A 19,143-nucleotide genomic window follows, 5' to 3' on the forward strand; every position below is an offset into this window, starting at 1 on the left:
CAACACCGGTTGGGTGGGAATCGATACTCTGGCGGTATGGATTCGCGGGAGCTTCGGTACTTCGTCGCGGTCGCCGAGGAGCTGAACTTCGGCCGGGCGGCGACCCGGCTGGGGATGGCGCAGCCGCCGTTGTCGCGGGCGATCCAGCAGCTGGAGCGGCGGATGGGCGTCGCGCTGTTCGAGCGGACCAGCCGTCAGGTCTCGCTGACCCCGGCGGGCGAGGTCCTGCTGCGCGAGGGCCGTCGCGCGCTGACCGCGTTGTCGGCGGCGGAGCGGCGGGCGCGGCGCGCGGGCACGCGGCTGGTCCTGGCGATGAAACCGGACAGCGACGGCGGCCTGGTCGAGAAGATCATGGCCGAGTACGCGGCGAGCCCGGCGCCGGTCGAGGTGGAGGTGCACATCTGCGGCATCGGCCAGCAGGCGAGGCTCCTCCGCGAAGGCGAGGCCGACGCGGCGCTGCTCCGGTTTCCCCACGACGACGCCGAGGGCCTCGCGTACGAGGAGCTGCTGACCGAGCAGGAGGTGGCGGTGCTGCCCCGCACCCACCGCCTGGCCGACCGCCCGGCGCTCAGGCTGGCGGACCTCCGCGACGAACAGTTCCCGCGGTGGCCCGCCGACCCACCGAACGGCGGCCCGCTGGTCCGCGACCCCGCGCAGCTGCTGCAGCTCATCGCGCTGGGCCGCACCATCGCCCTGCTGCCCGCGTCGGTCCGGCACCACCTGCGCAACGACCTGGTGACCGTACCCGTCACCGACGCCCCGATCTCGACACTGGCGATCGCGTGGCAGGAGGACTCCCGCTCGAAACCCCTGGCCGCCCTCATCCAGGCGGCGGTGAACTGCGCGCCAGCGCACCTCGGGTGACGACGACATCGGACGTGCCCCGCATGTCGTCGATGATCGTCGAGCCGACCGGCCGCCGCAGCTGGGGATCGCGCCCGATCCACCCCTTGCCCTCGGCGGCGATGCCTTCGAGGATGTGCAGCGTCGGCCTGAATCCCGCGGCGTCCAGGTTCAGCTCGGAGAACGCCTCCCTGTCCGTCGCCGTGTCCTGCTTCTGCGTGGGATCCATGATCCGGATGTCGTTCGACGGTCCGTTCGTCAGCGTCAGCTTGAGCGTGTACGTCCACGTGCTCGTGATGACCACTCCCACGGAGGAAACCGCGTCGAAACGGAAGTTGTTGCGTTCGCTCTGGTCGATGAACACGCGCTCGAAGTCGAACTCCGACTGGTACTCCCGGACACCGTCACGGGTGATCAGGAACAGTCGCATGTCGTACCGCGAATAGCGCCACGGGTAGCCCTCGGTGCGGGCCCTTTTGTATCTCAGCGCGGGTGTCTGCAGGAACGCGTGGGCGATGACGTCCTGCCACGTGAGTTTGTAGTGCCGCAGCGCGCGGTCGAGCATGATGGTTTTGTCGCAGTTGAGCCAGGTCTCCATCTCGGTCTCGTTGGGCAGGCGCGAAGCGATGTCGCTCACCCACTCGTCGTGCTGCTCGCGCCGAGCGGCAAGTTCCTCGTCGTGCAACCGCTGGTCGTCCGCGAACCGCCGCTGTTCGAGGACGATGCGCGACCAGCACTCCGCCGTCACCCGGACGCCCACCAACAGCACGAACACCACGACCGTGCCCAGCACGGTGTGCGCCCGCACGCCCGTGACGGCGACCGCGACGAGGGACACCACGAACACGGGCAACGACAACGCGCTGGTCAGCTTGGTGCCCAGCCGGGTGCTCCACTCCTCGCGGTACGCGCGCAGCGTCCTGGCCTCGTACCGCGTGCACACGTCACGCGCCAGGTGGCGGATGAGCCACCGCACGTTGCCGACGGTGATGTCGTCGTCCTGGCCGTACAGGTCGACGATCTCCTCCCGCAGCGCGGCACGTATCCCGGCCGTGCGGGTGAGCCACCACTTGCGTTCGCTGCCGTCGGGCACGTACTCGCCGAAGTTGTACTTCAACGCCTCGTCGACCTTGGCCGGGAAACCGCGGTCGGGCGTGTCGACACGCCGGTCTCCGTGCCGCCGCTCGAACGCGCGCAACCGGTCCGACCGGTAACGCCACTCCAGGGAGCTGCGGAACGCCAACGCGCCGGAAGCGACGACGACCACACACGCGGCCATGACCAACGGTTGCCCGGAGTCCAGCGCCGTCGACCCCAGGAACACGGCCGACACCGCCAGCAACATCGACCACAGGATGCCGAGTCCCCAGTCCGACAACGTCGATGCCGCGGGTTTCGGCGGGTAGGCCCTCGGCTCCGCCGGCTTGGGCTCGAAGTACGCCCACACCCGGTTTATCCGGTCGCCGCTGAGCCGCGCCGCCTCCGCCTTCTGCCGTGCCTCGAGCCACAGGATCTCTTTCGCACTACCGGTGAGGACGAGGTCGAGGTGGCGGACGATCTCCTGCCGCTGGTCGACCTTCAACCGCTGGATCGACCCCATGGCGGGGCCGGGATCACCTTTGTGCAGGCCTTCCAGCAACTCGTTGACCGCCGCGAGGCCGCGTTTCCACGCGTCATCCGGATACCGGGACAGGAAGTCCGGGATCCTGGCGAGCTGGTCGCGCTCCGGCACGCTCAGGTCGCGGTACGCCCGTTTGCTGAGCATCGCCATGGTCCAGTAGAAACGGACCTCGGCGTTCTCGTACTCGTGCGCGATGGCCTCCCTGATGAGTTCCCGCGCCCGGGCAGGCACCCCGTCCTGGAGGAACGACACGCCCAACCTGAACTTTTCCTCCGGCGAGTGGTCCGATTTCCCGATGTTGATCGTGGCGTTGTGTACCTGCTCGGCCTGAATCCCGACGGTCGAGCCGTATTCCGCGGTGTTCGACGTGGTCGCGGTCTCCTGGGTCGTCACGACAACCCCTTCGCCGCGGCTATGACGGCCGCGATCCGCGCAGCCAGTTCCGCCACGTCGGCGACCAGTCCCCGCAACCGTTTGAGGGCCAGCATGAACGTGCTCTTGCCCTCGTCGGTGTCGGAGCCCAGGGCCCCGTCCGCGATGTCCAGCTCCGCCTCCGCCGCGACGTAGGTGTGGTCGTCGACCGTGCCGTTGGACCGTTCACGACGGAGCTGGTCCCGGAACGCGACCAACTCGGCGGCGACGTCCCGGCGTGTCAGGCTCGGGGACGACGCGATCATGTTGACCGTGCTCCCGGTGACGTAGCCGGCCTGGATGCCGACCTGACCGGAGGAGAAGTTGCTGACGTTGCCGAAACGACGTGCGTTGACATCCTCGTGCATGGCCACCTGTCCTCGGTCGTTGATGAGTTCCGCCGCGAGCCGGACCGCGAACGCCGCGGCGTTCGCCGCCGCCGTCGGCTGCCAGGTCCGGTCTTCGCCGGTCGACTTGGTCCCGTCGGCACGGTCGCTGATCCCCCGCACGATCGCCACCGGCGACCCGTTGAGGTGACCGGCCTGCGCGATACCGGCCGCTTCCATCTCGATCGCCAACGCGTCGTTGTAGTGCTCGCGAATCCACCGCGCCTCACGGGAGACCCGGGAGTTCTGCACGATCTCCCCGGCCGCGATCGGCCCGAAATGCACGTCGGGCCTTCGGGTGCCCACCGGCGGTCCGGTCACCCATTCCCGGGCGCGGCACACGTGCGTCGCGATCTGGTGCACCTCATGGGCCATCTCCCACACCCGCGGCCGCGCTGTCAGACCGTCGTCCGCACTGGTTCCGCCGTGGTAGGCGTACACGTGCGTGGCCACCACGACATCGCCCAGGGGCGTGTCCCACAACGCTCCGGCAACCCCGACGAACAACACGGCCACGGGCGAGAACTCGTGGATCGCACGTTCGGCGAGCACACCGGCGCGATGGTTTCCTTTGTCGGTGAGACCGAGCGCGACCCGGCACCTCGTGCCGCGAATCGTCCCGATCTCGAAACGGGTGCCCTTGCTGTGGCGGTGCACCCTCGGGTTCTCCAGGTTTTCCCGAACCGCTTCGTACTCGAGGTTCAGCGCGGTCAGGATCACGACGATGCCGTCCGTCATCACTCCCTCATTTCCGTTGCCGACGAGGGAGGCCGGACCAGTGGTGGCTGCAGCAGTGTCCGGGTGCCGGCCCGGAACAGCCGAGCGGGCCGCCCTTTCGTCGTTCTGCGATCGGTCCCGGCAGGCACGATGAAGCCAGGCACGCCCTGAACCTTGCGATAGAAGTTTCTCGGGTCAAGCGCCACGCCCCACACCGCTTCGTAGACCTGTTGCAGCTCGGAGATCGTGAAGACCTCGGTGCAGAACGCGGTCGCGAGGGCCGAGTGCTCCAGTTTCGTTCGCGCACGCTCAAGCCCGTCGAGCAGGATCTGGTGGTGGTCGAAAGCCAGTTTGACGCTGCCGGACGTGACGTGGTCCACAGGCACCCAGCCGGCGCCGGCCGCGTCGGTGCCCGCGACCGGTTCGGGAAGTCCCGGCGCGATCGCCAGGTACGCCACGGAGATGATCCGTCCGCGTGGATCACGACCGGGCTCGCCGTACGCCCCCAGTTGCTCGAGGTGAAGGCGTGGGCCGTCGAGCGCGGCCTCCTCGCGCAGTTCGCGGTGCGCCGCGGCGAGCACGCCTTCCTCGGCGTTGTTGAGGAACCCGCCGGGCAACGCCTGGTCGCCGCGGTACGGCTCGACGCCGCGTTCGACGAGCAGGACGTGCAGCCTGGAATCGCGCAGGGTCAGGATGACCAGGTCGACCGCGACCATGACGAGCGGAGGCGTCCACACATCGTCCGACATGCGCTCGACGGTATCTTTTTGTCACATCGACAGGAAGACGGATGCCGGCGATTCACCCGGACGTCGCATCGAGGTCAACGCACACGACAGCGGGGCGGCCCGCACACCCGGCCACCCCGCTGTCGTTCCAACGAGCTAGAAGCCCGCCGTGATACGGGTGAACTCCCACTCGGGCTGGTCGATGCCGCTGCAGTTGGACTGCACCCCACCGCCCGCGCACGGGCGGTCCCGGTTCACCGCCCAGAACGCGAGACGGCCCAGGCTCTTCGACGACGCCCAGTCGCGGATCGCGGTCCACGTCTCCAGCGACGTCATCTCCTGCTGGTCGGACAGGCCGTTCATGCCGGAGATGCCGACGTGGCGGAACGCCTCGGCCTCCGACCAGCCGAACGTCGACACCAACTTGTCCTTCAAGCCCGTGGCCGCGTTGATCGTGTCCGTCTCGATGTCCGACGAGCCGAAGTCGAACGGCATGATCGTGAACACGTCGATGCCCGCGTCCAGCGCCTTGGCCTGGTCGATGAGCCGGTTGCCGTAGTAGTTCGGGCCGGTCGTCGTGGTGCCGAAGGTGACGATGGTCCGAATCCCCGGGTTGTTCGCCTTCACGATCTTGAGCGCGCCGAGGATCCGGTCCTGGACGGTCTCGTTCTCGAACTCGTCCGTGTTCTCGATGTCGATGTCGATCGCCGTCAGGCCGTAGGCGTCGATCACCTCCTGGTACGCGGCCGCGAGCGCTTCGGGCGTCTCGCAGTTCGGGCCCAGCTTGTTGCCGCTCCAGCCGCCGAACGACGGGACGACGTCGCCGCCCGCCGCGCGGATCTCGTCGATGGCAGCCTGGTCGGCGCCACCGGTGAGCGGTCGCGAGCCGTCCCACGCCGGGGAGCAGCCGCCGTCCGACAGCACGAACGCCATGGTGAACGACGTCACGCCCGTCGCCTCCATCACCGCTGAAGGCGAAGGGGGTTCACCCCAACCGAGGAACAGGTACGGCGCCGCGGGTGACACCGCGGCCGGTGCGGCCGAAGCCGCGGGCAGCAACACGAAACACGAGGCGGCGGCGACGATGCCGGCCAGCAAGGACCTCATAACTCTCCCCGACCTATCCGAGAACAGGACGGGGCCAGTGTGGTCTAGACCACGCGGGAACCGGTACCGACGAAAGTAGGCGGTGCCCTCCAGGGAGCGGAGGGCACCGCGTGGTCAGTCGACGGCCGGGGCCAGCTCCGGGACCGGCTCGAACTCCTTCACCTTGTCCAGCGACGGGCCCATGGCGGCGTTGGCCTCGCGTTCCACCATGACCTCGACCAGGACCGGCAGCGACAGCCGGGCCGACTCCTCGTCCGCCCACTCCAGCGCACCGCTGATGTCACCCGGCCGCTCGACCCGCACCGCCGGGCACCCGAAGGCCTCCATGAGCTTCACGTGGTCGATGCCGCCCTCGCCGTAGTGCAGGTCCACCGCGTAGTTCATCTCGTACGGCAGCTCCGCCTGGCGGATCAGGCCCAGGTACTCGTTGTTGACCATCACGATCACGAACGGGATCCGGTACTGCGCCGCGACCGCGATCTCCTCCATCAGGAACTGGAAGGAGTAGTCACCGGCCACCGCCACCACGCGCCGGTCCGGGAACGCGCACTTGACGCCCATCGCGGCGGGCACCTCCCAGCCCAGCGGCCCGGCCTGCCCGCACACGAGGTACCGGCGCGGCAGGAACGTGTGCTGGAACTGCCCGGACCAGATCTGGTACAGCCCGATCGCGGTGACGAACGTGGTGTCCTCGCCGTAGTGCTCGTTCAGCTCCCGGTACACGCGCGGCGGCTTGATCGGCACGTCGTCGAAGTCGTCACGCCGCAACAGGGTCGACCGCAGCGACGCCACCCGCGACGGCCACACCTCGCCGTGCGTCACGCCGAGAGACCGCGCGCGCGACGTCAGCGCGGACAGCGTCGGCTTGGCGTGGCCCACGACGCCGAGCGTCGGCTCGAACACCTTGCCGATCTGCGTCGGTTCGATGTCGACGTGGATGAACTTGCGGTCACCGCGGTAGGTGTCGAGCGTCCCGGTGTGCCGGTCGCCGAACCGCGCGCCGATCGCGAGCACCACGTCCGACTCCAGGAACGCCTGGTTGCCCCACCGCTGCTGCGTCTGGATGCCCGCCATGCCCGCGAACAGCTCGTGGTTCTCCGGGAACGCGCCCTTGCCCATCAACGTGACCTGCACCGGCACGTTGAGCGTCTCGGCCAGCTCGCGCAGCTCGTCGGCCGCGTCCGCGATGATCACGCCGCCACCGGCGAGGATCAGCGGCCGTTCCGCGTTCGCCAGCAGTTCCACGGCCGCCGCGACCCGTGCCGGGTGCGGCTCCGGGACGTCGATCGGCAGCGGTGCGTCGATCGCCGCGTCGTAGTCGCACAGTCCTCTTTGGACGTCGATGGGCAGGTCGATCAGCACCGGTCCCGGCCGGCCAGAGCGCGCGATCCGGAACGCCTCCCGGAACACCCACGGCGCCTGGCCCGGTTCCTTGAGCTGCACCGCCCACTTCGTGACCGGCTTGGCGATCTCGACGATGTCGACCGCCTGGAACGCCTCCTGGTGCAGCTTCGCGCGCTCCGCCTGCCCGGTGATGCAGATCATCGGGATGGAGTCGGCGAGCGCGGTGTACAGACCGGTGATCATGTTGGTGCCGGCAGGACCGGAGGTGCCGATGCACACTCCGACCTTGCCGGTGACTCGGGACCAGCCGTCCGCCGCGTGCGTGCCGCCTTCCTCGTGCCGCACGGTGATGTGCTTGATGCCGCTGTGCTGCAACGCGGCGTAGAGCGGCAGGATCGCGGCGCCCGGGATGCCGAACACGGTGTCGACACCCTCGGACTCCATGACCGCGACGGCGGCCTCCATACAGGGCATGGTGGTCACGCTGCGTCTCCCTTGCCGGAGAGGGATTCCGCGACCTTCAGCAGTGCGGAATGGTCCAACTGTCCATACCCCTGCGCCCTGGCCGACGCGATCAGCGCCGCCACCAGGTTGCCGATCGGGAGCGCCACACCCGCGTCACGGGAGGCGTCCAGGATGATCCCCATGTCCTTGTGGTGCAGGTCGATCCGGAAGCCCGGCGCGAACTGGCGCTCCACCATGGACTTCCGCTTCAGTTCCAGGATCCGGCTGCCCGCGAGGCCACCGGCGAGCACGTCGAGACCGACGCCAGCGTCGATGCCGGACGCCTCCAGCAGCACGATGGCCTCGGCCACCAGCGCGTACGTGCCGCCGACCACCAACTGGTTGGCGGCCTTGACGGTCTGGCCGGCACCGTGTGGTCCGACGTGGACGATCGTCTTGCCGAGCACGTCGAAGATCGGCTGTGCCGCCGCGAAGTCCTCGGCCGCACCGCCGACCATGATGGACAGCACGCCGTCGACCGCGCCCTTCTCACCACCGGACACCGGGGCGTCCAGCACGCGGACACCGCGTTCCGCCCCGACCTCCGCGAGCCTGCGCGCGGTCTCCGGGCGGATCGACGACATGTCGATGTAGAGCGTGCCCGGCTTGGCGCTGTCCAGCACGCCGCCCTCGCCGAGCGCCACCGCCTCCACCTGCGGGTGGTTCGGCAGCATCGTGATGACCACATCGGACTCGGCGGCGGCCTGCGCGGCACTCACCGTCTTGGTGCCGCCGTCGGCCGCCAGCCGTTCCAGGGCCGAGGGCACCACGTCGAACCCGATGACGTCGTGGCCCGCCCTGAGCAGGTTCGACGCCATCGGGCCGCCCATGATGCCGAGCCCGATGATCCCGACTTTTGTCACCGCATAGCCTCCAACCAGCCGAAACTCTCGTCACTGGGGCCCACCGGCTTGTATTCGCACCCGACGGGCCCCTGGTAGGGGCTCGCCGCCAGCTGCCGCAGGATCGCCGGGTAGTCCAGCTCTCCCGTCCCCGGTTGGCCGCGGCCGGGCACGTCCGCGATCTGCACGTGCCCGAACCGGTCCGCGTGGTTCTCGATCAGCGCGGGGATGTCCTCACCCATCCGCGCCAGGTGGTAGAAGTCCGCGAGGAACGCGGTGCCCGGCACCTGGTCGATCACCTGCAGTGCCGCGGTGGTCGAGGTGAGCGGGTACCGGGTGTTCTCGAACGAGTTGAGCGCCTCCACGACGACCGTGGCCCCGATGCGGGACGCCGACTTCGCCGCCAGGGCGAGGTTTTCCAGCGCCAGCTCCACGTCGGAGTCGTCGGTCGTGTTGCCGTACAGGGCGTTCAGGGTCTGGCAGCCGAGCCGCTCCGCGAACCCGACGGTTACGTCGATGTTGTCGCGGAACCGCCCGCTGGTGGCCTTCGACGACAGCAGACCGCGGTCGCCCGAGGGCATGTGCCCGGCGTCGAAGTTGAGCCCCACCAGCGAAACACCGGCGTCGCGGATGGCGCGTTCGAGCGCGTCCAGTTCGGCGTCGGCCGGTACCGGACCGTCGAACGGCCACCACATCTCGACCGCGTCGAACCCCGCGCGAGCGGCAGCGGCGGGGCGCTCCAGCATGGGCAGCTCGGTGAACAGGATGGACAGGTTGACGTCGAAACGCATGCGGAACAACTCCCTAGGCGACGGTCTGGACCAGGCTCGCCCTGGCCAGCTCTGCGGTCTCCGACGGAGTCTTGCCCACCTTCACGCCCGCTGCTTCGAGGGCTTCCTTCTTCGCCGCGGCCGTGCCCGACGAACCGGACACGATCGCGCCCGCGTGCCCCATGGTCTTGCCCTCCGGCGCGGTGAACCCGGCGACGTAGCCGACGACCGGCTTGGTCACGTTGTCGGCGATGAACGCGGCCGCGCGTTCTTCGGCGTCGCCGCCGATCTCGCCGATCATCACGATCAGCTCGGTCTCGGGGTCCGCCTCGAACGCGGCGAGCGCGTCGATGTGCGTGGTGCCGATGATCGGGTCACCACCGATGCCCACGGCGGTCGAGAACCCGATGTCGCGCAGCTCGTACATCAGCTGGTAGGTCAGGGTGCCCGACTTGGACACGAGCCCGATCCGGCCGGACGTGGTGATGTCGGCGGGGATGATGCCCGCGTTCGACTTGCCGGGACTGATCACGCCGGGACAGTTCGGCCCGATGATGCGCGTGCGGTTCCCGGTCGCGCAGGCGTGCGCCCAGAACGCGGCCGTGTCGTGCACCGGGATGCCCTCGGTGATCACGACGGCGAGCCCGATGCCGGCGTCGACCGCCTCGTTCACCGCGCCCTTGGCGAACTTCGGCGGCACGAACACGACCGTCGTGTCGGCGCCGGTCTCGCTCATCGCCTCGGCGACGGAGTTGAACACGGGGAGGTTCTTGTCGCCGATCTCGGCCTTCTGCCCGCCCTTGCCGGGTGTCACGCCGCCGACCACGTTCGTGCCCGCGGCGAGCATGCGCGCGGTGTGCTTGCGGCCCTCGGCCCCGGTCATGCCCTGGACGATGACCTTGCTGTCCTCGTTGAGGAAGATCGCCATAGCTACGCCCCCTGTGCGGCGAGTTCGGCGGCGCTGCGGGCCGCGCTGTCCATGGTGTCGAGGCGGGTCAGGCCGGGCAGGGCGGCGGCGTCGAGGATCTCGCGGCCCTGCGCGGCGTTGTTGCCGTCGAGCCGGACCACGACCGGCTTGGTCACGTTGCCGAGCAGCCCGAACGCCTGCACGATCCCGTTCGCGACCGCGTCGCAGGCGGTGATGCCGCCGAACACGTTGACGAACACCGACTTCACGTCCGGATCGGACAGGATGATCTCCAGCCCGTCGGCCATCACCTGTGCCGACGCACCACCGCCGATGTCGAGGAAGTTCGCGGGCTTCACGCCGCCGAACTCCTCGCCCGCGTACGCCACCACGTCCAATGTGGACATCACGAGGCCCGCGCCGTTGCCGATGATCCCGACCTCGCCGTCGAGCTTGACGTAGTTGAGGTCCTTGGCCTTCGCGGCCGCCTCCAGGGGGTCCTCCGCCTCGGCGTCGACCAGCTCGGCGTGCCCCGGGTGCCGGAAGGACGCGTTCTCGTCGAGCGTGACCTTGCCGTCCAGCGCGACGATCTGCCCGGCACCGTCGCGGACGAGCGGGTTGACCTCCACGAGCGTCGCGTCCTCGGCGACGAAGGTTTCCCACAGCTTGACGATCACCTCGGCGGCCGCCTCCTGGACGTCCGCCGGGAAGATCGCGGCGATCTCGCGTGCCTTGGCCAGGTCGACGCCATCGTTCGCGTCGATCGGGATCTTCGCGAGCGCCTCGGGGCGCTCCACGGCGAGCTGCTCGATCTCCATGCCGCCCTCGGCCGACGCCATCGCGAGGAACGTCCGGTTCGCGCGGTCGAGCAGGAACGAGAAGTAGTACTCCTCGGCGATCTCGGACGCGGGCGTGACGAGCACCCGCCGGACCGTGTGCCCCTTGATGTCGAGACCGAGGATGCTCTCGGCCTTCGCGAGGGCGTCACCGGCGTCGGTGGCGAGCTTGACGCCGCCCGCCTTGCCGCGGCCCCCCGTCTTCACCTGTGCCTTGATGACGACCGGCACCCCGAACTCGGCGGCGGCGCTCGACGCGGCACCCGCGTCGGTGACCACCCGCTGGCCTGGACCCACCGGCACGCCGTGCGCCGCGAAGAGGTCTTTCGCTTGGTACTCGTACAGGTCCACGCGCCTACCTTTCGATTTTCGGGCTGTGACCGGCACCACCATGTGTTGTAGACTGTATGCAGTATGGAACCCGTTGTCCAGGGAGGGGTCCGTGATGAGCACCTCTGTTGACTTTTTGGGCCGTCGTTTCCAGGTCGGCCCGGAACCGGACGAGCTGGTCGGTCGTGACCGCGCCTGGATGCTCAGGGCGTCGTGGGCGGCGATGGCCGCGATCGGCGTCCTGCAGTACGGGTTCGGCTCGCTCGTGCCGTCGCTCGTCGACCGCGGCTGGTCGGCGCTCGACGTGTTCTGGCTGCTCGCACTGTGGACGGTCTTCCAGGCCGGCGCCGGATTCCCCGTCGCGTTCCTGCGGGAACGCGGCCGGATCGGACCACGCACCGCGATGGTCGCCGGGGCCGTGCTGCTCCCCCTCGGCCCGCTCTCGCTCGCGTTCGGGGACCGGTTCGCCGCCGTCGTCGGGTACTCCGTGCTGAGCGGCACGGGCGCCGGCCTGGTCTACGCGACCTGCTCGGCGACGGTCGCCAAGTGGTACCCGGAACGGGCAGCGGCGAAGGTCAGCCTCGCGACGGGCGCCTTCGCGTACGGCTCCGTGCCGTTCGCGGTGGCGTTCCTGTTCGCCCCGCTGGGCTCGGCACTGCCCGTGACCGCGGCGGTGATCTTCCTCGTGGTCCTGGCGGCGGGCGCCGTGCTGGTCGACCCACCCGCGAACTGGTGGCCGCCGACCGTCGACCCGAGGTCGTGGGTGCTGGAACAGCGCGCGTCGGCCGTGCGGCAGTACTCGCCACGCGAGGCCATGCGGACCGGGGTGGCGCCGCTGATGTACCTGATCCTGTTCATCGCCAGCGCGGTGTCGCTGTTCGACGTGACGTTCCTGGCCACGCTCGGCGGCACGATCGACGTCCCGCTCGCGGTCGTGGCGGTGGGCACCGGCGTCCTGCTGGGCGCGAACGGCGCGGGCCGGGCCGTGGCGATCCGCGTGTCGGACCGCATCGGCCGAACCCGCACGCTCGGCTGGGTGCTGGCGGTGCTCGGCCTGGGGCAGTTGTTCCTGGCGTCGGCGGCCAGCACGGGAGCGGCGCCGATGCTCGTGTTCGCGTGCGTGCTGGCCGGCGTCGGCGGCGGCGCGTTCTACCCGCTGTTCGCGTCGCTGGTCAGGGAGTTCTTCGGCGACCAGAGCGCGGGCGCGCGCCGCACCCACGCGGCCGTCTACAGCGCGAAGGCGTTCGGCGGCGTGCTGGGCGTAGGCGCGGGCGCGGCGGTCGTGCCGTCGTGGGGGTACACGCCGGTGCTGCTGCTGGCGTGCGCGCTGGCGGCCGGGTCGGCGGTGCTGTGCGTGAAGCTGCGCCAGCCGGGCCGCTTCCTGCCGGGTCTGCCGCCGCAGCGGGTGGCGACCTCGGAGTCCTGACTCAGCGACGGCCGCCGAAACGCCAGTGGTGCACCTCGACGTCGGCGCCGGGGAACTCCCACATGGCGCGGCGCAGCCCGTTGCGTCACCGGCGGAGCGGCACGTCCCCGGTACGCCCCGGCCTGGTAGCCGGGCTCGTCGAACGCGAACGCACGTGCGGCGGCGGGAGCGTGTGCCCCGCGTGGTGCGCGGTCACCCAGCGGCGGTCGACGGCGGTGATCTCGTCGTCGACCCACGCGAACGGTCGGCCCGAGGCACGTCGGACATTCCGGTCGTGGCCCACACGAGGTCGCAGCCGAGCGCCCTGAGGCGTGGCCCGTGAGGAACAGCAGTGTCATCGGTGCTCCACGCAGCACGCGACGAAGTCCCGGACCGCGGGGTTGTCGTCGTCCGCGGGTGACCAGGCGACGCCGACCTGGGTCGGGCTGATCCCGGTGACCGGCCGGTAGGTGACGCCGGGCCGCGCGTAGTAGCGGGCGGCGGACTCGGGTGCCAGGGCGACGCCGTAGCCGTTGGCGATGGCGCTCAGCCAGTCGTCCGGGTGCTCGGTCACGGCACCGATCCGCGGCTCGCCGGGCCGCTGGTCGGTGGCGAGCCAGTAGTCGCGCCAAGGCCCGGTCTCGACCGGCGCGGAGACGAACGGCTCGTCCCACAGCTCGTCGAAGGCGATCACGTCGCGTGTGGACAGCCGATGGCCGCTCGGGAGCGCGACGCAACGGGGTTCGGCCAACAGGACCTCGACGCGCCACGCCTCCTGGCCGGGGAACGGGAGACGAACCAGCGCCGCGTCGACGTCGCCGTCCGCGAGGCCCGCGGTCGGGTCGGCCCAGGAAGCCTGCCGCATGTCCACCCGCCAGCCCGGCCGCCGCTCCCCGAAGGCGCTGATGATCGCCGGTGTCGCCTCGTTCGCCGCACTGGCGAGGAACCCGACGCGCAGCACCTGGCTCGCGGCGCGCCTCGTCTCGCGCAGGACGCGGTCCCACTCGCCGAGCAGCGGCGGGACCCGGGCGGCGAGCGCCCTGCCCGCTTCGGTCAGGGCCATGCCCGCGCGCGACCGGTCGAAGAGCCGGACCCCGAGGCGGTCCTCCAGCTGCCTGACCTGCTTGGTCAGCGCGGGCTGCGACACGAACAACCGCTCGGCGGCGCGGGTGAGGTTCCCCTCCTCGGCGACGGCGGCGAAGTACCGCAGCAGACGCGTGTCGACATCCATGCCGACAGGTTATAGACGCAGGTATTGGACGTGCCCCGCCCCGCGTCGGAGGGTGGGGTCGTGTACGTCGTTCTGACACTGGTCACCGCCGCCGTGAACCTGTGGGCCGCGGTGGCCGACTTCCTGCATGCCCGCTTCGTACTGAACAACGCCGCCCAGCTGGACCTACCGTCGGCCTGGGTCCCGGCCCTGGGGGCGTTGAAGGCCGCCGGGGCGGCCGGATTGCTGCTGGGGCTAGTCGGTGTCCCACTGATCGGCACGGCGGCCGCGGCCGGGCTGGTGCTGTTCTTCGTGGGCGCGGTCGGCATCCACGTGTGGAAACGGATCTTCCACAACATCGCCTACCCGGCGGTCTTCCTCGCGCTGGCGACCGGCGTGCTGGTCTGGCAACTCACCCCGTGACCCCGTAGCGGTACCGGCATTTCGCCCCGCAGTTCCGGTCGCGTTCTTGCCGCGGGAACAAACCCCCTGCGACGATGGAATGTCCCAGTGCGGACGGGACCCGTCGGAGGTGGCGGTGATCGGCGAGATCGTGACCGGTTTGATCACTTCGGCGATGGCCGGCACCGCCGTCGTCATCTGGCGGCACCGCCTTCGGCTCGTCGCCGCGCCGCGCCGCGTCCGGGTGTCGTTCTGTGCCCTGCTACGCGTCCGCGATGACGACCGCTACGTGCTGTTCCACTCCATCAATCGACCGGGGTCGTACGGGCCGCCCGGTGGCGTGTACAAGTACGTCGGCGAAGGTGAGGCACAGCTCGAAGCACTGGGTTTCCAGGACGAACCGAGAGCCGCGGACATGATCGGCAAACAACGTCACGATCTGCGCGGATACATCAGTTCCCGCTCGGTGAAGAGGTTTCAACGCTGGTTCGACAGCGGCGCGGGCCGCGAATCGGCGACCGAATGCCTGCGCCGCGAACTGGCCGAAGAACTGGACGAGGTCGGTCACCCCGAGCTGATCGACGACGTGGCCTCGCTGGAGTTCACGCCCGTCCGGATGGTCGAGACCGGCCCGCACCCGGAGCCCGGCACCGACTGCCTGCACCTGCGCCGGTTCGAGATCTACGACATCGCCGGGACCGCCGACAACCCGGCCGCGGCCCGGTTCAAGCAGCGGCTGCTGAACCTGGCCGATGCCAGGACGGCCGACCTGGTCATGGGGGCGAGCGCGAGGGACATCGAGCACGGCCGGCACGCGACCGGACTGATCGACGGCCAGTCCGCGTACCTCATGGGCACCACACGGTTCCACCCACCCACCCCGGCGGTGCGGTGACGCGGACGAGCCGCACCGCGCCTACGGCATCAGCTCCGCGATGTCCGGCTTGCTCCGCAGCACGCCTTCGCTCTCCGCCAGTTCCGCGATCGTCGACACCGAGTCCTGGTTGATCTCCGCCGGCCACTTCGGCAGCACCAGGTCCGGGATCCTCGGCGGGCCGGAGCCGGACGGTTCCTCCGCACCGCATCCCGCAGTCAGCAGGGCGAGCGCGGCCAGCACAGCGAGGCGTCGTCGCATCACCGAGGCCCTGTTCGTCTCACCAACGATGCACGATCGAGTGAACTTTCCGTTCCCCCATCCGCGTCACGCGGGATGCCGCCGCCGAACAACGCAGAGGTCCGGAGAACACTCTCCGTCGATCGACGACATCTATCGGCTCAGAGTTACTGATCACTGACTGTGAACGCGCTCACGAGTGCCGTAAACGGACAACGCCGGACTGTATGCTGTAGGCAGTCGACGAGATCCATCTTATCGGCTACCTGCTGAACATACTCACTCCCGATGGAGACCACCATGCAGCCGACCGAGTTGCCAAAGGAACTGGCGGCTCGCCGGATCGATCGGCCAGTGCCCCTGCGTGAGCACGTCTACCAGGCGATGCAGGAGCTGATCATCTCCCGGCGACTGGCCCCCGGCCAGCACCTCGTGGAGAGCGAACTGGCGCAGATGCTGGGTGTCTCCCGTCAGCCCGTGCGTGAGGCACTGCAGTGGCTGAACAACGAGGGATGGGTGGACCTGCGGCCCGGCTACGGCGCGTTCGTGCACCAGCCGACCCCCGACGAGGCGGACCAGTTGCTCGCCGTTCGAACGCTGCTCGAGAGCGAGTCGGCACGCTTGGCGGCGACGAACGCCGACGAGGAGGGCATCGCACGCCTCCGCGACCTGAACAAGCAGGGCCTGGAGGCGCTGGCCGCGGACGACGTGGACACCGCCGTGGCCATGAACGCCGCGGTACACCGCTGCGTGACGGAGCTGTCGGGCAACAAGGTGCTGCTGGACTTCGCGACCCAGGTCGACCGCCGGGTGCGCTGGTACTACACGCCGATCGCCCGCCAGCGCGGCAAGCAGTCGTGGCAGGAGCACGCGAAACTCATCGACGCGATCGAGAACAGGGACGCCGACGCCGCCGCCCGGATCATGGCCGAACACACCGAGCGGACGAGGAAGTCCTACCTCGAACAGCGCGACGCGGACGGTGAGCAGGAGCAGGAGCTGCTCGAGCTGCCGACCCGCCGTCGTCGCCGGTCGCCCGCCAAGGGCTGACCACCCCCGATTCCCGGGCACCCGTGACCGGGTGCCCGCCCGACCCTGGCCGCGACGCCGCGACCGTGGGTTTACCAGTGCTGCCCGCAAGGAGGTGAAGTAGATGCGTAACTGGCTGCAGACGCTGCGTGGCTTCAACGCCGACGGCCGTGCCCTCGGCCTCGGCCTCGCCGCCGCCATGGAGAAGCAGCGCCAGGAGGCCGCCCGTGAGGTGGAGGACTTCCTGCGCGACCAGCCCGTTTCCGAGCGCCCGGCACGGGTGTGACGACCACCTCGGTGTGCTCACCGGTGGTATGGGGAAACCCCTGAGCGTGGTTGAGAGAAGTGGGATCGAGACGTGGTCCGTACGCCTCGGTGCCGCACCAGGAGGTGAGAAAAGATGCGTAAGTGGCTGACGTCGCTCACGAAGTCTCCTCGGGGTTGGTCGGCCGATGGCCGTCGCCTCGGCCTGGCCCTCGACACCGCGATGGAGAAGCAGCGCCAGGACACCGCCCGCAAGGCGGAGGAGTACCTGCGTGAACAGCCGGTCCGCGAGACCGTCTGACGTGTGACCGGGACTGGGCCGCGGTCCGTGCGGCCCAGTCCCACTCGAAGCTCGGGTCGTGGTCCGTACGGCCCGAGCTTTTTGTCGCGTGTGTGGAAACTTACCCACATCCGCCCGCCGGCGCATCCCATCACGCGAGACGGATACGAGTGTCGCCACAGAATGCGGTGGCATGCTTGTGATGGGTGAGACCCTGTTTTCGCGGGCCCTGTCCGGGCCCTGCGACGGCGGGCTGGGCCGCGGTCCGTGCAGCCCAGCCCGCCACTTCAGGCCCGCGTGCCGAAGGACCCCGTCAGGCGCACCCAACGCACCGAAGGGGTCCTTCAGTGCGTTCACCGACGGGTACGAAAGCGAACGGGCTGGGCCGCGGTCCGTGCGGCTCAGCCCGTTCGGCGTGGTGGACCGGGCCCCGGTCCGTGGGGCCCGGTCCACCGGGTCAGGCGGGATCCGGGTCGCTCACCTGTGACTCGTCCGTCAGCGAGTCCAGTTCCTTGTCACGGTCGCGCCGCACCTTCCACAGGCTGGCGACCGTGGTGATGGCAAGCGTGCCCACGATGATCCCCAGCGACACGAGGATCGGCACCTCGGGCGCCCACGACACGCCGTCGTGGTGGAGTGCCTCCGCGATCAGCTTCAGGCCGATGAACCCGAGCACGACGGAGAGCCCGACGGACAGGTACACGAGCTTGTCCAGCAGCCCGCCGATGAGGAAGAACAGTTGCCGCAACCCCATCAGCGCGAACGCGTTGGCCGTGAAGACCAGGTACGGCTCCTTCGTCAGCCCGAAGATCGCCGGGATGGAGTCGAGGGCGAACAGCAGGTCCGTGGTGCCGATGGCGACCATCACGATGAGCATCGGCGTCACCATGCGGCGGCCGGCCACCTTCGTCGTCATCCGGGCGCCCTCGTACTTGTCGGTCGCCGGGACGATCTTCTTGACGAAGCGGAGCATCGCGTTCTCTTTGAACTCGTCCTCCTCCTCGTCCTTGTGCGCCATCAGCTTGTACGCCGTGTAGACGAGGAACGCGCCGAAGACGTAGAAGAGCCAGTCGAAGCGGGTGATCGCCTCGTAGCCGACCATGATGAACACGCCACGCATGACCAGCGCGATCACGATGCCGATCGACAGGACCTTCTGGCGGTACTCCCTGGGCACCGCGAAGGACGACATGATGATCACGAAGACGAAGAGGTTGTCCACCGAGAGTGAGTACTCGGTGATCCAGCCCGCGAAGAACTCGCCGCCGTACTGCGGGCCCTCGAACACCAGCACGCCGAGTCCGAAGAGGACCGCGAGGCCGACATAGACCCCGATCCACGCCGTGCACTCGCGCATCGACGGGTCGCGGGGGTTGCGTGAGATCAGGTAGAAGTCGAAGACGATGACGGCGATGAGACCGATGCCGGTCACCACCCACAACCATGCCGGGACGTTCATCTAGCAACCTTTCGGCGCGCAGGAAGAACCCACCGGTGCACCTGGCTGGTGCATCGGCAGGCATCCTGAAGTTACCGGTACTTCAGCGCACCGTGGTGCGCGGCCTGCCGCGGGCGGCCTTGCGCCGCTGGCTCGCCTCGAACAGCGCACGCGCGTGCTCGGCGTACCGCATGTACACGTCACGCGCGTCCGCGTCGTACGCGGCCAGCTTCTGCCAGTACTTCGGCGCGACCCGCTCGTGCAGCCACAGGAACCCGATCGCGAACCCGGCGCTCACGATCCCCTGGTAGGCCAGGAAACCGAGCGGGTCCTCCGGTAACCCCGGCTGCCCGGTGAGGATGAACCGGGTGAGGATCTCGTGCAGCATCCGCGCGAGCGGGAAACCGATCAGCCAGTACACCGCGGCGGGCGCGAACCCGCCGAGCCGCACCTTGCCGTTGATCAACAGCAGCGTGTACCCCGCGCCGAGGAGTCCGAGCGGGACGCCCAGGGTCAGCGCGGAGACCAGCGCCCACCCGGCGGGCTGGCCGACGAACGCGGCCAGCCCGCCGGCGAGCACGCCGGCGATGAACCCCACTGCGAGCCCGGGCAGTGTCAACCGGGCCAGACGAAACAGGTGCATCGCACTCAGTCC

General features: G+C 69.4%; 20 protein-coding genes. 7 read left to right on the forward strand and 13 right to left on the reverse strand.

Features of this window, described 5'->3' with window-relative positions:
• The first annotated feature begins 36 nt into the window (after positions 1 to 36).
• Positions 37 to 864, forward strand: a complete 828-nt coding sequence (locus ACIBVP_RS40600) for a LysR family transcriptional regulator (protein ID WP_396111878.1) — start codon at positions 37 to 39, stop codon at positions 862 to 864.
• Here ACIBVP_RS40600 and ACIBVP_RS40605 read toward each other — a convergent pair.
• The 9 genes from ACIBVP_RS40605 to sucC form a co-directional block, all read right to left on the reverse strand.
• On the reverse strand, positions 821 to 2,857 hold the full coding sequence (locus ACIBVP_RS40605; protein WP_396111879.1) for a hypothetical protein: 2,037 nt from the start codon (positions 2,855 to 2,857) through the stop codon (positions 821 to 823). The genes ACIBVP_RS40600 and ACIBVP_RS40605 overlap by 44 nt on opposite strands.
• Positions 2,854 to 3,999: a purine phosphorylase gene (locus tag ACIBVP_RS40610; RefSeq protein WP_396111880.1), complete on the reverse strand. Its 1,146-nt coding sequence runs from the start codon at positions 3,997 to 3,999 to the stop codon at positions 2,854 to 2,856. Before ACIBVP_RS40610 ends, ACIBVP_RS40605 begins: the two co-directional genes overlap by 4 nt.
• Complete coding sequence (locus ACIBVP_RS40615) at positions 3,999 to 4,727, reverse strand: NUDIX hydrolase (protein ID WP_396111881.1); 729 nt, start codon at positions 4,725 to 4,727, stop codon at positions 3,999 to 4,001. Before ACIBVP_RS40615 ends, ACIBVP_RS40610 begins: the two co-directional genes overlap by 1 nt.
• A gap of 135 nt (positions 4,728 to 4,862) precedes the next feature.
• The gene (locus tag ACIBVP_RS40620; protein WP_396111882.1) at positions 4,863 to 5,813 is read right to left on the reverse strand and encodes a chitinase; all 951 of its coding nucleotides are present in this window, start codon (positions 5,811 to 5,813) and stop codon (positions 4,863 to 4,865) included.
• 114 nt (positions 5,814 to 5,927) lie between these two features.
• Positions 5,928 to 7,631 carry a glyoxylate carboligase gene (gene gcl, locus ACIBVP_RS40625; RefSeq protein ID WP_396111913.1) on the reverse strand — a complete coding sequence of 568 codons (1,704 nt, stop codon included), beginning with the start codon at positions 7,629 to 7,631 and terminating at the stop codon, positions 5,928 to 5,930.
• A gap of 5 nt (positions 7,632 to 7,636) precedes the next feature.
• A complete protein-coding gene (locus ACIBVP_RS40630) occupies positions 7,637 to 8,524 on the reverse strand; it encodes a 2-hydroxy-3-oxopropionate reductase (RefSeq protein WP_396111883.1) in 888 nt (295 codons plus the stop codon).
• Complete coding sequence (locus ACIBVP_RS40635) at positions 8,521 to 9,294, reverse strand: hydroxypyruvate isomerase family protein (protein WP_396111885.1); 774 nt, start codon at positions 9,292 to 9,294, stop codon at positions 8,521 to 8,523. Before ACIBVP_RS40635 ends, ACIBVP_RS40630 begins: the two co-directional genes overlap by 4 nt.
• Positions 9,295 to 9,307: 13 nt before the next feature.
• A complete protein-coding gene (sucD, locus tag ACIBVP_RS40640) occupies positions 9,308 to 10,201 on the reverse strand; it encodes a succinate--CoA ligase subunit alpha (RefSeq protein ID WP_396111886.1) in 894 nt (297 codons plus the stop codon).
• Positions 10,202 to 10,203: 2 nt separating this feature from the next.
• The gene (sucC, locus tag ACIBVP_RS40645) at positions 10,204 to 11,367 is read right to left on the reverse strand and encodes an ADP-forming succinate--CoA ligase subunit beta (protein WP_396111887.1); all 1,164 of its coding nucleotides are present in this window, start codon (positions 11,365 to 11,367) and stop codon (positions 10,204 to 10,206) included.
• A gap of 94 nt (positions 11,368 to 11,461) precedes the next feature.
• On the opposite strand from sucC, the gene ACIBVP_RS40650 reads away from it, so the two are divergent.
• Positions 11,462 to 12,772 (forward strand): MFS transporter, encoded by a 1,311-nt coding sequence (locus ACIBVP_RS40650; RefSeq protein ID WP_396111888.1) that lies wholly within the window; start codon positions 11,462 to 11,464, stop codon positions 12,770 to 12,772.
• 334 nt (positions 12,773 to 13,106) lie between these two features.
• Here the strand turns inward: ACIBVP_RS40650 and ACIBVP_RS40655 are convergent, their stop codons facing one another.
• Positions 13,107 to 13,982, reverse strand: coding sequence for a LysR family transcriptional regulator (locus ACIBVP_RS40655; protein ID WP_396111889.1), 876 nt, complete (start codon positions 13,980 to 13,982; stop codon positions 13,107 to 13,109).
• A 60-nt stretch (positions 13,983 to 14,042) separates the two neighbouring features.
• Here ACIBVP_RS40655 and ACIBVP_RS40660 point away from each other — a divergent pair, with 60 nt between their 5' ends.
• Positions 14,043 to 14,384, forward strand: a complete 342-nt coding sequence (locus ACIBVP_RS40660; RefSeq protein ID WP_396111891.1) for a DoxX family protein — start codon at positions 14,043 to 14,045, stop codon at positions 14,382 to 14,384.
• Positions 14,385 to 14,499: 115 nt separating this feature from the next.
• Positions 14,500 to 15,258, forward strand: a complete 759-nt coding sequence (locus tag ACIBVP_RS40665; protein WP_396111892.1) for a hypothetical protein — start codon at positions 14,500 to 14,502, stop codon at positions 15,256 to 15,258.
• A gap of 21 nt (positions 15,259 to 15,279) precedes the next feature.
• On the opposite strand, the gene ACIBVP_RS40670 is transcribed toward ACIBVP_RS40665, so the two are convergent.
• Entirely contained in the window at positions 15,280 to 15,498 is a 219-nt protein-coding gene (locus ACIBVP_RS40670; RefSeq protein ID WP_396111893.1) for a hypothetical protein, read from the reverse strand.
• 267 nt (positions 15,499 to 15,765) lie between these two features.
• On the opposite strand from ACIBVP_RS40670, the gene ACIBVP_RS40675 reads away from it, so the two are divergent.
• The 3 genes from ACIBVP_RS40675 (at position 15,766) to ACIBVP_RS40685 (ending at position 17,071) form a co-directional block, all read left to right on the forward strand.
• On the forward strand, positions 15,766 to 16,527 hold the full coding sequence (locus tag ACIBVP_RS40675) for a GntR family transcriptional regulator (protein ID WP_396111894.1): 762 nt from the start codon (positions 15,766 to 15,768) through the stop codon (positions 16,525 to 16,527).
• A 103-nt stretch (positions 16,528 to 16,630) separates the two neighbouring features.
• Positions 16,631 to 16,792, forward strand: coding sequence for a hypothetical protein (locus ACIBVP_RS40680; protein ID WP_396111896.1), 162 nt, complete (start codon positions 16,631 to 16,633; stop codon positions 16,790 to 16,792).
• A gap of 114 nt (positions 16,793 to 16,906) precedes the next feature.
• A complete protein-coding gene (locus ACIBVP_RS40685; RefSeq protein WP_396111897.1) occupies positions 16,907 to 17,071 on the forward strand; it encodes a hypothetical protein in 165 nt (54 codons plus the stop codon).
• 436 nt (positions 17,072 to 17,507) lie between these two features.
• Here ACIBVP_RS40685 and ACIBVP_RS40690 read toward each other — a convergent pair whose 3' ends face one another.
• Both ACIBVP_RS40690 and ACIBVP_RS40695 read right to left on the reverse strand, forming a co-directional pair.
• Positions 17,508 to 18,509: a TerC family protein gene (locus tag ACIBVP_RS40690; RefSeq protein ID WP_396111898.1), complete on the reverse strand. Its 1,002-nt coding sequence runs from the start codon at positions 18,507 to 18,509 to the stop codon at positions 17,508 to 17,510.
• An 82-nt stretch (positions 18,510 to 18,591) separates the two neighbouring features.
• Positions 18,592 to 19,131 (reverse strand): hypothetical protein, encoded by a 540-nt coding sequence (locus tag ACIBVP_RS40695; RefSeq protein WP_396111900.1) that lies wholly within the window; start codon positions 19,129 to 19,131, stop codon positions 18,592 to 18,594.
• Positions 19,132 to 19,143 lie beyond the last annotated feature (12 nt).

Source organism: Actinophytocola sp. NPDC049390 (genome assembly GCF_044466355.1).
Classification (GTDB): domain Bacteria; phylum Actinomycetota; class Actinomycetes; order Mycobacteriales; family Pseudonocardiaceae; genus Actinophytocola.